This window comes from Microbacterium sp. (assembly GCF_032084865.1).
Lineage (GTDB): Bacteria > Actinomycetota > Actinomycetes > Actinomycetales > Microbacteriaceae > Microbacterium.
The window spans coordinates 1-13,654 of sequence record NZ_DAMDLU010000077.1 but is presented as its reverse complement, the minus strand read 5'-3'; the positions used below and the strand labels follow the sequence as shown (position 1 = coordinate 13,654).

12 protein-coding genes are annotated in these 13,654 nt (G+C 69.4%); 7 read left to right on the top strand and 5 right to left on the bottom strand.

Features of this window, described 5'->3' with window-relative positions; genetic code table 11:
- On the bottom strand, window positions 1-1,205 hold a 1,205-nt coding region (locus RT309_RS09345; protein WP_313356599.1), incomplete at its 3' end, for an Hsp70 family protein.
- A 164-nt stretch (window positions 1,206-1,369) separates the two neighbouring features.
- On the opposite strand from RT309_RS09345, the gene rarD reads away from it, so the two are divergent.
- Together rarD and RT309_RS09335 are read left to right on the top strand one after the other, a co-directional pair.
- Window positions 1,370-2,317, top strand: coding sequence for an EamA family transporter RarD (gene rarD / locus RT309_RS09340; RefSeq protein ID WP_313356598.1), 948 nt, complete (start codon window positions 1,370-1,372; stop codon window positions 2,315-2,317).
- Window positions 2,318-2,436: 119 nt separating this feature from the next.
- Window positions 2,437-3,690: an ABC transporter substrate-binding protein gene (locus RT309_RS09335; protein WP_313356597.1), complete on the top strand. Its 1,254-nt coding sequence runs from the start codon at window positions 2,437-2,439 to the stop codon at window positions 3,688-3,690.
- Window positions 3,691-3,808: 118 nt separating this feature from the next.
- Here the strand turns inward: RT309_RS09335 and RT309_RS09330 are convergent, their stop codons facing one another.
- The 4 genes from RT309_RS09330 to RT309_RS09315 are packed head-to-tail and all read right to left on the bottom strand — an operon-like array spanning window position 3,809 to window position 7,970.
- Entirely contained in the window at window positions 3,809-4,627 is an 819-nt protein-coding gene (locus RT309_RS09330; protein ID WP_313356596.1) for an ABC transporter ATP-binding protein, read from the bottom strand.
- A complete protein-coding gene (locus tag RT309_RS09325; protein ID WP_313356600.1) occupies window positions 4,627-5,601 on the bottom strand; it encodes an ABC transporter ATP-binding protein in 975 nt (324 codons plus the stop codon). Before RT309_RS09325 ends, RT309_RS09330 begins: the two co-directional genes overlap by 1 nt.
- Before the next feature lie 40 nt (window positions 5,602-5,641).
- Window positions 5,642-6,619, bottom strand: a complete 978-nt coding sequence (locus RT309_RS09320; protein WP_313356595.1) for a branched-chain amino acid ABC transporter permease — start codon at window positions 6,617-6,619, stop codon at window positions 5,642-5,644.
- A 1-nt stretch (window position 6,620) separates the two neighbouring features.
- Window positions 6,621-7,970: a branched-chain amino acid ABC transporter permease gene (locus RT309_RS09315; protein WP_313356594.1), complete on the bottom strand. Its 1,350-nt coding sequence runs from the start codon at window positions 7,968-7,970 to the stop codon at window positions 6,621-6,623.
- 272 nt (window positions 7,971-8,242) lie between these two features.
- On the opposite strand from RT309_RS09315, the gene guaB reads away from it, so the two are divergent.
- The 5 genes from guaB to RT309_RS09290 all read left to right on the top strand — a co-directional run.
- The gene (gene guaB, locus RT309_RS09310) at window positions 8,243-9,745 is read left to right on the top strand and encodes an IMP dehydrogenase (RefSeq protein WP_313356593.1); all 1,503 of its coding nucleotides are present in this window, start codon (window positions 8,243-8,245) and stop codon (window positions 9,743-9,745) included.
- Window positions 9,746-9,898: 153 nt separating this feature from the next.
- A complete protein-coding gene (locus RT309_RS09305; protein WP_313356592.1) occupies window positions 9,899-10,174 on the top strand; it encodes a DUF2277 domain-containing protein in 276 nt (91 codons plus the stop codon).
- A gap of 88 nt (window positions 10,175-10,262) precedes the next feature.
- Window positions 10,263-10,814 carry an OsmC family protein gene (locus RT309_RS09300; protein WP_313356591.1) on the top strand — a complete coding sequence of 184 codons (552 nt, stop codon included), beginning with the start codon at window positions 10,263-10,265 and terminating at the stop codon, window positions 10,812-10,814.
- A 141-nt stretch (window positions 10,815-10,955) separates the two neighbouring features.
- On the top strand, window positions 10,956-12,311 hold the full coding sequence (locus tag RT309_RS09295; protein ID WP_313356590.1) for an MFS transporter: 1,356 nt from the start codon (window positions 10,956-10,958) through the stop codon (window positions 12,309-12,311).
- Window positions 12,308-13,654 (top strand): aspartate aminotransferase family protein (locus RT309_RS09290; RefSeq protein ID WP_313356589.1); only part of this gene is annotated, 1,347 nt, incomplete at its 3' end. The genes RT309_RS09295 and RT309_RS09290, both read left to right, overlap by 4 nt.

The following is a 13,654-nucleotide window of genomic DNA, read 5'->3' as shown; positions in this document are numbered from 1 at the left end:
GTCGTCGCGGCGAAGACGATGCCGGCTGCGACGATCACAGCCCCTGCGGCCAGGGTGGCCGCCGCGCCGTACGGGATGCGCACGCGCAGCGGGCCCCGGCGCGCAGCCTGGCGCACGGGGGATGGCTCGAGTGCCGGAGGCAGGGCGACCACACGCTCCGACTGCAGGTTCTCCCATGATCGGATCGCGGCGGCCATCGCCGCGGCGAGCCCCGGGTCGCCGGGAACGATGAGGGGCACATCCAGCCGTGCCGACAGCATCTCGGCGACCAGGGGGACACGCGCGCATCCGCCGATCAGGATGACCTCATCGAGGTCGGCGACCGACAGGCGCTCGGCCTCCAGCGCCTGCTCCACCACTTCCACCGTCCGCGCGACGGGTCCGGCCGCCATGCCCTCGAGCTCGGACCGGGTGACGCGCACCGAGGCGCCCTGCCCGCCGAGCGAGACCGGCACCGACACATCGGAGCTGTACGAGAGCCTCTCCTTCGCTTCGATCACCGCCTGACGTGTTGCGAGCAGCTCGGAGCGCGTGCCGTCGACCGCGGAGGTCTGCGGGATCATCCTGAGCACGTGCTGCAGCAGGGCCGAATCGATGTCGACTCCGCCGATGTCGCTCACGTGGGATGGGCCGAGCGCCCGCCCGCCACGCAGCAGCGTGGCCTCGAAGGCCGTGCCGCCGAGGTCGTAGACGCAGACCGTGTGCGCCCGCGCATCGTCGCTCGCGTGCCGCTGCGCCACCACCGGGGCGGCAGGCACGAGGGTCACGTCCAGATCGAGTTCGCGCAGGCTCGCCTGCACGGCATCCGCTCGATGACCCCACCACGACGTCGGATGCACGAGGGCGATCGCCGCAGCAGGCGTGCCCCGCTCGGCAGCCACGGCACCAGCGATCCACAGCACCATCCGCGCGAGCAGATCCTCGGCGCCGATGGTGAAGCCGCTCACGACGAGGGGAACCGCGTCCCCGATACCGCGCGTGAAGCCCTGCACGACGCGCTCGGGCCGATCACGTCCGCGCTGCGCGGCCTCGGTGCCGAAGATCGCGTCGCCGTCTTCGGTGATGAAGGCGAGCAGCGGAATGTCGGCACGCTCGCCTCCCACCGCGAGTGGTGCCACCTGCAATTCCTCGTGCGCTGCGGCGCTGGCGATGACCGTTCTCACACCGGTCGTGCCTACGTCGAGCGCGAGTACGAACTCGCCCATCAGTACCGCCGATTTTCCCCAGTATCCATCCCTTGGATGCCGCTCACTATAGGCCGATCCTCGACCGAGCGGAAGGGGGATCTACTCGGATGGGCGGGCCACGCTCGGGCCCGCCGGTCGGCCTGCGAATCGCGCCACCGCTCGACGCGGATTAGGGTTCTCAGGTGACCTCTGAACCGCCCGCTCGCGCTGCCGGAGTCGCGCACGCGGCACGCGGCGGGATCGCGTACACGATCGGCGCCTATCTGCTCTGGGGCGCGCTGCCGCTGTACTTCCTCGCGCTTGTTCCCACCGGCCCGTGGGAGGTCGTCGCATGGCGGGTGCTGCTGTCGTTCGTGTTCTGCTGCCTCCTGCTCACGATCATGCGGGGATGGCCGGCCTTCATCGCCATCGTCCGTCAGCCGCGGCTGCTGGGCTGGACGGCCCTGGCCGGAGTGCTGATCTACGTCAACTGGCAGGCGTTCCTCATCGGCACGCTCACCGGGCACGTCATCGAGACCAGCCTCGGTTACTTCATCAACCCGATCTTCACGGTACTGCTGGGCGTCTTCGTGCTGCGCGAGCGGGTGCGCCGGATGCAGTGGATCGCGATCGGCGTCGCCGCGCTCGCCGTGGTCGTGATCGTCATCGCCTACAGGGCGTTCCCGTGGATCGCGCTGACGCTCACCGCCTCTTTCGGCATCTACGGGCTCGTGAAGAAGCAGATCGGTGCGGCAGTGGATGCCACGAGCGGGCTCACGCTCGAGTCGTTCTGGCTGATCCCGATCGCGGTCGTGACGCTGATCGTCGTCGGCCAGACCGACGGCATCACGTTCGGTCAGGTCTCGCCGTTGCACACGCTGCTCGTCGCGGGCGCCGGCATCGCCACCGCCGTGCCCCTGCTGCTGTTCGCCGCGGGCACCCGGCGGATCGACCTGAGCCTGGTGGGGATGCTGCAGTTCATCACCCCGGTCATGCAGTTCGTCGTGGGCTGGGCGCTGCTCGGCGAGCCCATGCCGTTCGAGCGCTGGATCGGCTTCATCATCGTCTGGATCGCGATCGCCGTGTTCGTCGCCGACCTGCTGCTGCACGGCCGCCGCACACGCACGGCCGCAGCCGTCGACCTCGTCTGAGCGGCGGTCGCCCGCGACGTGCCGATCGTTAGGCGACCGAGACAGAACCCGCGCATGCGAACCAATAGGGTGAGATCACCCGAAGTGGAAACCCACGTTCAGTTACGCAAGGGAGCAACATGAACGCAATGAAGGGCTCGCGTTCCGCGAGGATCTTCGCGGCGGCTGCAATGGTCAGCGCCTCCGCACTCATCATCGCGGGCTGCAGCAGCACGCCCACCGACAACGGCGGCGGCGACAAGCCGGCAGCCGACCTCACCCTGAAGCTCGGATCCCTGCTGCCGCAGACCGGCTCGCTCGCCTTCCTCGGCCCGCCGATGGAGTCCGGTGTCGGCCTGGCGGTCAAGGAGATCAACGAGGCAAACGCCGGCATCAAGGTCGAGCTCACCGCCGAAGACGAGGGCGACACCGACACCAAGGCGTACGAGACCTCGATCACCAAGCTGCAGGGCGCGGGCGTGACCGCGATGATCGGCGCCGCGGCATCCGGTGTCTCGCGTCTGATCCTCGACGGCAACGTCAACGCCGGCATCCTGCAGATCTCGGCGTCGAACACCGGCCCCGACTTCACCGACTGGGACGACAAGGGACTCTACTTCCGCACCGCGCCCAGCGACCTGCTGCAGGGCGAGGTGCTCGGCAACCTGATCGCCGAGGACAACCGCAAGACGCTCGGCATCATCTACCAGAACGACGCTTACGGCACCGGCCTCGACGCCGCCATCAAGGAGACGTTCGAGAACGCCGGCGGCAAGGTCGTCGCCGAGGCGTCGTACAACGTCGGTGACGCGCAGTTCGACGCCCAGGTCGAGACGATCAAGGCGCAGAACCCCGACGCCGTGGCGATCGTCTCGTTCGACCAGTTCAAGACGATCGGCCCGCTGCTGGTGAACGCCGGCATCACCGCCGACAAGTTCTACATGGTCGACGGAAACCTGTCGGACTACGGTGACGAGATGCCGGTGTCGCTCGAGGGCGCGCAGGGCACCAAGGCCGGCCCGGTTCTCGAGGACGACTTCGTCGAGCGCCTGCAGGCGTACTGGACCGGCGAGGGCAACCCCGAGGTGAAGGACTTCACCTACGCCGGTGAGGCCTACGACGCGGCCGTCCTCGTGGCACTCGCGTCGCTCGCCGCCGGCTCGACCGAGGGCGCCGACATCGCGGCCAAGATGCAGGAGATCTCGGGCGGCTCGGGCGACGGCAAGAAGTGCACCTCGTTCGCCGAGTGCGCCAAGATCATCAACGACGGAGGCACCGCCGACTACGACGGCTACTCCGGCGAGGTGACCTTCGACGAGGCCGGCGACCCGCAGGGCGCCACGATCGGCATCTACAAGTACAAGGCCGACAACACCATCGAGCGCACCAACTGACACCGCTCACAGGGAAGGCCCCGGATGCTCGCATCCGGGGCCTTCTTCATGCCCGCAGCATCGGCTGGGCATGAAGACGGGGGTGGATGCCCGGGCATCCACCCCCACTTCGGTCGTCTCAGGCGGCGTCCTGACCCAGGGTGCCGAGGTACAGGCCGATCACCTTCGGGTCGTTCAGCAGGTCCCGGCCGGTGCCCTCGTAGGCGTCGCGGCCCTGGTCGAGCACGTAGCCGCGGTCGCAGATCTGCAGGCAGCGGCGCGCGTTCTGCTCGACCATGATGGTCGTCACGCCGGCCTTGTTGATGTCCGAGACGCGGATGAACGCGTCGTCCTGCCGCACGGGGGAGAGGCCGGCCGAGGGCTCGTCGAGCAGCAGCACGGAGGGGTCCATCATCAGTGCGCGCGACATCGCGACCATCTGGCGCTCACCACCCGACAGCGAGCCCGCTCGCTGATTCAGGCGCTTGCCCAGCTCGGCGAAGATGCCGCTGACGAACTCGAGACGCTCGGCGTAGATCTTCGGGTTCTGGTACAGGCCCATCTGCAGGTTCTCGGCGATGGTCAGCGAGGGGAAGACGTTGTTCGTCTGCGGCACGAAGGCCACGCCGCGCTTGACGAGCTTGTCGGCCTTGAGACCGATGATGCTCTCGCCGTTGACCGTGATGTCACCCTGCCGCACGTTCACCATGCCGAAGATCGCCTTGAGCAGCGTCGACTTGCCGGCGCCGTTCGGGCCGATGATGCCGATCAACTCGCCCTGGCGGGCGACGAGGTTGGCGCCGTTGAGGATGTTCACGCCGGGCAGGTATCCCGCATGAACGTCCTTCAGTTCGACGACGACGTCGCCGCCTGCGGCGACGTCGGAAGTCGCCCGCCCTGAGCCTGTCGAAGGGACGACGTCGCCGGAAGCGGGGGAGGGGTCAGCTGCAGCATCCATCACTTGTTCTCCTCTTCGGCCGCGGCTTCCAGCTCGGCTTCAGCCTCTGCCTCGATCTTCTCCCGGATGCGCGCGGCGGCGGCGTCCGAGTCATCGCCCGGCATCACCGGGATGCGGCCGGTGACCACGCCCAGGTCGACGTCCTGATGCGCGCCGAGGTACGCGTCGACGACGGCGGGGTCGTCCATGACGGTCTCCGGCGGACCCTCGGCGACGACGCGACCCTCGGCCATCACGATGACCCAGTCGGCGATGTGGCGCACCATGTGCATGTCGTGCTCGACGAAGAGCACGGTCATGCCCTGCTCCTTCAGATCGAGGATGTGATCCAGCAGCGACTGCGTGAGGGCCGGGTTCACGCCGGCCATCGGCTCGTCGAGCATGACCAGCTGCGGATCGCTCATCAGCGCGCGCGCCATCTCGAGCAGCTTGCGCTGACCGCCCGACAGCGAGGCCGCGAAGTCCTTCTCCTTGGCGTCGAGCTTGAAGCGGCGCAGCAGCTCGCGGGCGCGCTCCTCGATCTCCGCCTCCTGCCGGCGCCAGAGCGCTGGGATCAGGCTCGTCCAGAAGCCCTCGCCGCGCTGCTTCGTGGCGCCGAGCTTCATGTTCTCGAGCACCGTCAGCAGCGACAGCGACTTGGTGAGCTGGAAGGTGCGCACCTGACCCATCCGGGCCACCTTGAAGGAGGGGATGCCCGACAGGTTCTTCCCGTCGAAGCTCCACGTGCCGCTGTTCGGCTTGTCGAAGCCGCAGAGCAGGTTGAACAGGGTCGTCTTGCCTGCACCGTTCGGGCCGATCAGCGCCGTGATGGCGCCCCGGGGCACTTCGACGTGCTCGACGTTCACCGCGGTCAGTCCGCCGAAGTGCCGCTCCACGGCATCCACGACCAGAATCGGGTCGACCTTCGCCACACCGGGCACGGCCGGGCCCTTCGCGAGCCCGGTCGTCTTCGGACGCCGGACGCTGCCGGTCACCGGTGCCGCATGGGCGCCGGGGACCTGCTCGGGGGTGTTCTCACTTGACAAAGGTCATCTCCCTCTTGTCTCCGAGGATGCCCTGCGGGCGGAAGATCACGAGCAGCATCAGCGCCACGCCCACGAAGATGAAGACGAGGGTCGACGCCTGGCTCGACGACATCGGCAGGATGCCGGTGCGGGCCATGCTCGGCAGCACGTTGGCGAGGAACGCGAAGACGACCCAGAACAGGATCGCGCCCAGCGTCGGGCCGAAGACGGTCGCGGCGCCGCCGAGCAGCAGGATCGTCCACAGGAAGAAGGTCAGCGAGGTCGTGTAGCTGCCCGGCACGACGGCCGAGGGGAGCACGAAGACGATGCCGCCCGCGGCGCCGATCACGCCGCCGACCACGAGCGCCTGCATCTTGTACGCGAACACGTTCTTGCCGAGCGAGCGCACGGCGTCCTCGTCCTCGCGGATGCCCTTGAGCACGCGACCCCAGGGGCTGCGCATGAGCGCCCAGACCAGCAGGACGGCGACGGCCAGCAGCACCACGCCGAACACGCGGTTCCACAGGTCGTTCGCCGTGTACGTCCACGGGCCGAAGCCGTAGGTGCCGTCGGGGAACGGGTTGGCGTCGCGGAAACCGCCGTTGTACTGCGCGAGACCGTCGGCCGAGTTCGTCCACTCGTCGAACACCTGCGTGGTGAACAGCAGACGCACGATCTCGCCCGCCGCGATGGTCGCGATGGCGAGGTAGTCGGCGCGCAGGCGCAGGGTCGGGATGCCAAGCAGCACGGCGAACAGGGCGCCGCCGAGCAGGCCGATCAGCATGCCCACCCACCAGGGCAGGCCGAAGCTGAGCACCGAGATCGCGTATCCGTAGCCGCCGACCGCCATGAATGCCGCCATGCCGAAGTTCAGCAGGCCGGCGTAGCCGAAGTGCACCGCCAGGCCGGTCGCGGCCAGCGCGTACGCGATGGTGACAGGGCTGAACAGGTAGACGGCCGTGTTGGAGAAGATGCTTCCGAAGTCCATGTCAGCCCAGCCTTTCCTTGCGTCCGAGCAGACCCTGTGGCCTGACCAGCAGGATCACGATGAGCACGACGAGAGCGCTCGCGTACTTCAGGTCCGACGGGATCCACAGCGTCGACACCTCGACCGCCATGCCGACGATCAGTGAGCCGACCAGAGCGCCGAACGCGGTGCCGAGACCGCCGAGCGTGATCGCGGCGAAGATGAGCAGCAGCATCTGCATGCCCATGTCCCACTTCACACCAGGGCGGAAGTACGCCCACAGGATGCCCGAGATGGCCGCCAGCAGACCCGACAGGATCCAGACGTAGCGGATCACCCGGTCGACGTCGATGCCCGAGGCCGCAGCGAGCTGCGGGTTGTCGGAGATGGCCCTGGTCGCCTTGCCGATGCGCGTGCGGGTGAGGAACCATGCGACGGCGAGGATGACGACGATGCTCACGCCCATCGCGACGAGGTCGATGTACGACAGCGAGACCGGGCCGAACTGGATGGGTGCGGGGCTCGAGCCGGGCAGCTGGCGGGTGCCGCCGCCGATGAGGTACTGGAAGAGGTACCGCAGCGCCAGCGAGAGGCCGATGCTCACGATCATGAGCTGCACGACGCCGAGGCCGCGGCGGCGGAGAGGACGCCACAGGGCGGCATCCATTCCCCAGCCCAGCAGCCCGCCCGCGATCACCGCGGCGATGATGCCGATCCAGAGGGGCGCCTGCCACACCGTCGTCGTCACGAGCGCGACCAGGCCGCCCCAAGTCACCATCTCGGCGTGCGCGAAGTTCGACAGGCGCGTCGTGCCGTAGATGAGCGCCGCACCCATGGATGCCAGTGCGAGCAGCAGTCCGAAGTTCAGGCCGCCGACCAGGCGCGAGAGCAGCTGGTCGAGCAGCGACACCGTGATGCGCTCGCCCTCACCGAGGAACAGGTTGACGATCTTCGTGCCGGTCAGGCCGAACTCCGCCTCGAACTCGCCGCTCGTGCCGGACACCGGCTCGACGCCGTCGGGCAGGTTCTCGGCATCGACGATCACGCCTTCCGGAAGGGTGTCCTCGTCGACCGCGATCGTGTACTTGTCCTTCTCGGGCACGTACAGCCGCCACTTGCCTTCGGCGTCGGTCTTGGTCTCGCCCTCGAAGCCGCCGCCCTTCACCGACAGTCCGACGCCTTCGATGGGCTTGTCGTCGTAGGTGATGTTGCCGGCGAAATAGAAGTCGGTGACCTCCTGGCCGTCCGGTGTCGTCTCCGCGTGCGCGGCACCGGCCGGCCCGCCGAAGACGAGGAAGGCGGCGAGCAGCGTCGCGAGCAGCGCGAGCACACCGTTCCGGGGGCGCTGAAGCGCCACAGTTCTGAGTCCCACGCATCCTCCACATCGAGTGCATCGAGCGACTTCGGGTCGTCGCTCCGCTTGGACGTCGCACTGAGCGTATCCCCTCGTCGGCACGGAGCACGACATCCGTGTCCTGATCGGAATGTCGGGAGTGTCACCCCCGGCGTTCACGGCGTTCTCGGAATAACACGGTCGCCGGCGCGCTTAGAATCTATACACCGCGGGTCACGCCACCTCCGGTCGCAGACGTCCCCGCGAACTCGCCATTCGATCGCGCCTCCGGCGCAGAGGAGCACGCTTCCATGCAGCAGCACGACCCGTTCGGTTTCGTCGGACTCACCTACGATGACGTGCTTCTCCTTCCCGGGCACACGGACGTCATCCCCAGCGAGGCCGACACCTCGTCACGGATCACGCGGCGCATCTCGGTGGCCACACCGCTGCTCTCCAGCGCGATGGACACCGTGACCGAGGCGCGCATGGCGATCGCGATGGCGCGTGAGGGCGGTATCGGCATCCTGCATCGCAACCTGTCGATCGCCGATCAGGCGTCGCAGGTCGACCGTGTCAAGCGCAGCGAGTCGGGCATGATCACCGACCCGATCACCACCACCCCCGACGCGACGGTCGAAGAGGTCGACAACCTGTGCGCCCGCTACCGCATCTCCGGTCTGCCGGTCGTCGACGAGGCCGGGCACCTGGTGGGCATCATCACCAACCGCGACATGCGCTTCGTGTCCGGCTTCGAGCGTCAGACCACCCTCGTCAAGGACGTCATGACGAGCGAGAACCTCGTCACCGCTCCGGTCGGGGTCGCCGCCGGCGAGGTGATCGCCCTGTTCGCGAAGCACCGCGTCGAGAAGCTGCCGCTGATCGACGCCGACGGAACGCTCGCCGGCCTCATCACGATCAAGGACTTCGACAAGAGCGAGAAGTATCCGCTCGCCACCAAGGACGACCAGGGCCGTCTGCGCGTGGGCGCGGCGATCGGCTTCTTCGGCGACGCGTGGGAGCGCGCCGAGGCGCTGCGGGATGCCGGTGTCGACCTCCTCGTCGTCGACACCGCCAACGGGCAGTCGCAGGGCGTCATCGAGCTCGTCAAGCGGCTCAAGGCCGACGCGACCTTCGAGCACATCGACATCGTCGGCGGCAACGTCGCGACCCGTGAGGGCGCGCAGGCCCTGGTGGACGCCGGCGTAGACGCCGTCAAGGTCGGCGTGGGACCGGGGTCCATCTGCACCACCCGCGTCGTCGCCGGCGTCGGCGTGCCGCAGGTGACCGCGGTCTACGAGGCATCCCTCGCCGCCGGTCCTGCCGGCGTGCCGGTGATCGCCGACGGCGGTCTGCAGTACTCCGGCGACATCGCCAAGGCGCTGGTCGCCGGCGCCGATGCCGTCATGCTGGGCTCGCTGCTCGCCGGCACCGACGAGTCGCCGGGCGAGATCGTCTTCCAGTCGGGCAAGCAGTTCAAGCAGTACCGCGGGATGGGATCGCTCGGCGCCATGCAGACGCGCGGCAAGCAGACCTCGTACTCGAAGGACCGCTACTTCCAGGCCGACGTCCCCAGCGACGACAAGCTGATCCCCGAGGGCATCGAGGGCCAGGTGCCGTACCGCGGGCCGCTCTCGGCGGTGGCGTACCAGCTGATGGGCGGTCTGCGCCAGTCGATGTTCTACGTCGGCGCCCGCACCATCGACGAGCTCAAGACCCGCGGCCGCTTCGTGCGCATCACCGCGGCCGGGCTCAAGGAGTCGCACCCGCACGACGTCCAGATCGTCGTCGAGGCGCCCAATTACAAGAAGTGAGCCGACAACGGGCCACGGCCGCGAAGCGGGCGTGAGGCGGGTCGGCTCAGGTTGAGCGAGCGGAGCGAGTCGACACCTCACCTGACGGGAAGGGGCGGATGCCGCGGCATCCGCCCCTTTCGCATGCCACGACGCGGGCGTACCGTGAACGGCATGTGCCGCAGCATCCACACCCTCCACAACTTCGAGCCGGCGGCGACCACAGACGAAGTGCACGCCGCAGCCCTGCAGTACGTGCGCAAGATCGCCGGCACGACGAAGCCCTCGAAGGCCAACCAGGAGGCCTTCGACCGCGCCGTCGCCGAGATCGCGCACGCGACGAGGCATCTGCTCGACGACCTGGTCGCGACCCGTCCTCCGAAGAACCGCGAGGAGGAGGCGGCGAAGGCCCGCGCGAAGGCCGTCGCGTCCGGCCGCTACGCCGCCTGAACACCTGTCGTGACGCCGGGTGTCCCCGTGTTGCCCGGTGTGACGGGCGACGTGGCGGGGCATCCGGAGGCCCGATTACGGTCGCCGCATGACTCTTCTGCGCGACCAGCCCACCACGATCTCCGATGTCACCGCCGACGAGCGCGCCGAGCGTCTCGGCCGGGCGGGCGCAGCCTGGAGCGAGCGCATCGCCCGCGACGCCGCGAACGCCGCCCTCACCTCCACGGTGACCGGACGCGGCATCGGCGCCGTGGGCACCGAGATCCGGGCAGGCCGGCATCGCTTCCTCGTCGACGAGCCGGCCGGTCTGGCGGGCGACGACGCCGGGCCGAGCCCCGTCGAGTATGCGCTCGGAGCGCTCGTGTCGTGCCAGGTCGTGGTCTTCCGCCTCTACGCCCAGGCGCTCGGTCTGACCATCGACGACATCGAGATCACCGCCGAGGGCGACCTCGACGTGCGCAAGCTCTTCGGCATCGACGAATCGGGCCGCGCCGGCTTCCACGACGTGCGGGTGCGGGTCGACATCACCGGACCGAACACGGCGGAGGAGTACGAGCGGCTGCGCGCCGTCGTCGACGAGCACTGCCCCGTGCTCGACCTGTTCGCGAACACCGTCCCGGTGCGGGGCGCGCTCGTCTGAGGCCCGCCCTCCGGCTCGGGTGGGCCCGATCGGCCGCATCCGGGCGCGGGAGGCCGCTATTTGGGCCCATCCGACGGGGTGTGGCGCAGTGCCGGGCTGCGCGGACGAGGTGTGCCGCGGCCCACCACTAGAGTGAGCCGCATGCGCTCAGCGTCGAACACGCTCACTCGCGGCCAGATCACCCGCTACGCCACCGGCTCGCTCGGCACCGGGGGATTCGCCACGCTGCCCGGACTCGTGCTGGTCTACTACCTGACCGACTCGCTGGGCGTGACGGCGCTCGCCGCCGGAGCGATCGTCACCGGCGCCAAGGTGTGGGACGTGCTGATCGACCCGGTGATCGGCGGACTCAGCGACAGCGCGCTGGCCCGCACGGGATCGCGTCGCGGGCTCATGCTGCTCGGCTCGATCGGGCTGCCGATCGCGTTCGTGCTGACCTTCGCCGTGCCCGCGGGGATCGGTCCGGTGGCATCGGCCATCTGGGTGCTCGTCGCGTTCATGCTCGCAGCGACATGCTTCAGTCTCTTCCAGGTGCCGTACATCGCGCTGCCCGCCGAGCTGACCGACGACTATCGCGAGCGCACGCGACTGCTCACCTGGCGCGTGGTCGTGCTGACCGTGGCGATCCTGCTGTTCGGCGCGGGCGGGCCCGAGATCCGCGGCATGTTCGACGACGACCCGCTGCTCGGCTACCTCGTGATGGCGACGGTGGCCGCCGTGCTGCTCGGCGCGGGGCTGCTCGTCGCCTCGACCGTCGCCCCCACCCGCCCGACGCTGCCGGTGCGTCCCGGCGCGTCGATCGCGATGCACTACCGCGACGGGATCGACGCGCTGCGCGAGAGTCAGCCGTTCCGCGTGCTGCTCGGCACGTTCATGCTGCAGGGGCTCGCGACGGGGCTCATGCTGGCCGCGGCTCAGTTCGTGGCGCGCTGGGTGCTGGGCGACGAGGGCGCGGTGACACCGCTGTTCGTCGCGCTGATCGCTCCGGCCCTGCTGATGGCCCCGGTGTGGAAGCTCGTCGCCGACCGCGTCGGCAAGGAGCGCGGTTTCCGGATCGCGAGCACGATGTTCCTCGCCGCCACGGCGGTGCTCGGGCTGATGGTCTGGATGCCCGGATGGTGGATCCTCGCGCCGGTCGCTCTCGCCGGCGCGGCGTACGCCGGCATGCAGACCCTGCCGATGGCGATGCTGCCCGACGTCATCGCGCACGATCGCACGGCCGGCGGCCGCGACAATCGCTCCGGCGTCTTCAGCGGCGTGTGGACGGCGGGCGAGACGACGGGCATGGCGCTCGGCGCGACCGTGCTGTCGATCGTGCTCGCGGTGACCGGATACATCGAGACGACGGCCACGGTCGAGGTCGCGCAGCCGGACGCCGCCGTGACCGGGATCGCCGTGGCGTTCAGCCTGCTGCCCGCGGCGCTCATGCTGCTCAGTCTCGTGGCGCTCGCCCGCTACCGGCTGCGGGAGCACGACATCATCGGGACGTCTGCGTGAGCGACATCCTCGATCGGCTGCGTCGGATGCGCGCCGCCGACGCGCCCACGCACGGAGGCCGCGTGCTGTCGTACGTGTACGACTCGGGGCTCGGTGAACTCGACGAGTTGGCCGACGCCGCCGCCCGTCTCGCGCGACCGCTGAACGGTCTCGACCCCACGGTGTTCCCGTCGATCGCGGCCATGGAGCGCGACGTGATCGGCTTCACGCGCCGGATGCTGCACGGCGGCCGATCCGTCGTCGGCACCGTCACCAGCGGCGGAACGGAGAGCTGCCTGCTCGCCGTGAAGACAGCACGCGATCTGTGGCGACGCGCTCATGCCGGGTCGGTCGGGCGTCCGCGGCTCGTGGCGCCGGCCACCGCGCACGCCGCGTTCATCAAGGCGGCGCAGCTGTTCGATCTCGAGTTCGACGCCGTGCCGTGCTCGCCGGACGGTGTGGTCGCGGCATCCGATCTGATCGACCGGCTCGACGACGATGTCGCCCTCGTCGTCGTGTCGGCGCCGTCGTACCCCACCGGCATGCTCGATCCGATCGCGGAGGTCGCGGCCGCGGCATCCACTCGGGGCATCTCGTGCCATGTCGACTCGTGCTTCGGCGGTTTCGTGCTGCCGTGGTGGCCGGGTCTTGCGACGGGGGACTTCCGGGTGCACGGGGTCACGAGCATCTCGGCCGATCTGCACAAGTTCGGCTACGCACCCAAGGGCGTGTCGGTGCTGCTGCAGCGCGGCCGGCGCCGCCACCGCGCGCAGTTCTTCGCCACGACCGGCTGGGCGGGCTATCCGGTCGTGAACCCGACTCTGCTCGGTTCGCGTTCGGCGTCGCCCCTCGCGGCGGCGTGGGCGATCACCCAGCATCTCGGAGACGACGGGTACCGGCGCCTCACGGGCTCGATCCACCGGGTCGCGCTCGCCGTCAGGGCCGCGGTCGACGGCATCCCGGGGCTGCGGGTGATCGGCGACCCGATCGGGCCGGCGATCGCACTCGGCTCGGACGACGGGGTGCCCGAGTCCGAGCGGGTCGACCCGCACCGCCTCGCCGACGCGATGGTGGCGCACGGGTGGAAGATCCAGCCGCAGCCGGGACTCGTGCAGACGAACGGGGCGCGCATCGCGCACAGCGCGCACCTCACGCTCACGCCCGTGCTCGAGCCGCAGGTGGGCGAGTTCACGCGCGCACTCGCGGATGCCGCCGACGAGGTGCGCGGCCGGCCGGCAGCCGATCCGAGGATGATGCTGGCGGCGCTGCGCGTGCTGGGGTACGGCGAAGGCGGGCGCGTTCCCGGACCTCGCGCGGCGTGGCGGCTGCTGCGGCTCGCCGGCGCGGGATCGGTGTCGGCGGAT

Coding starts and splice junctions, on each gene's coding strand:
- RT309_RS09335 (WP_313356597.1), top strand. CDS start 2,437: ATGAACGCAATGAAGGGCTCGCGTTCCGCGAGGATCTTCGCGGCGGCT.
- RT309_RS09330 (WP_313356596.1), bottom strand. CDS start 4,627: ATGGATGCTGCAGCTGACCCCTCCCCCGCTTCCGGCGACGTCGTCCCT.
- RT309_RS09320 (WP_313356595.1), bottom strand. CDS start 6,619: ATGGACTTCGGAAGCATCTTCTCCAACACGGCCGTCTACCTGTTCAGC.
- guaB (WP_313356593.1), top strand. CDS start 8,243: ATGCAGCAGCACGACCCGTTCGGTTTCGTCGGACTCACCTACGATGAC.
- RT309_RS09305 (WP_313356592.1), top strand. CDS start 9,899: ATGTGCCGCAGCATCCACACCCTCCACAACTTCGAGCCGGCGGCGACC.
- RT309_RS09300 (WP_313356591.1), top strand. CDS start 10,263: ATGACTCTTCTGCGCGACCAGCCCACCACGATCTCCGATGTCACCGCC.
- RT309_RS09295 (WP_313356590.1), top strand. CDS start 10,956: ATGCGCTCAGCGTCGAACACGCTCACTCGCGGCCAGATCACCCGCTAC.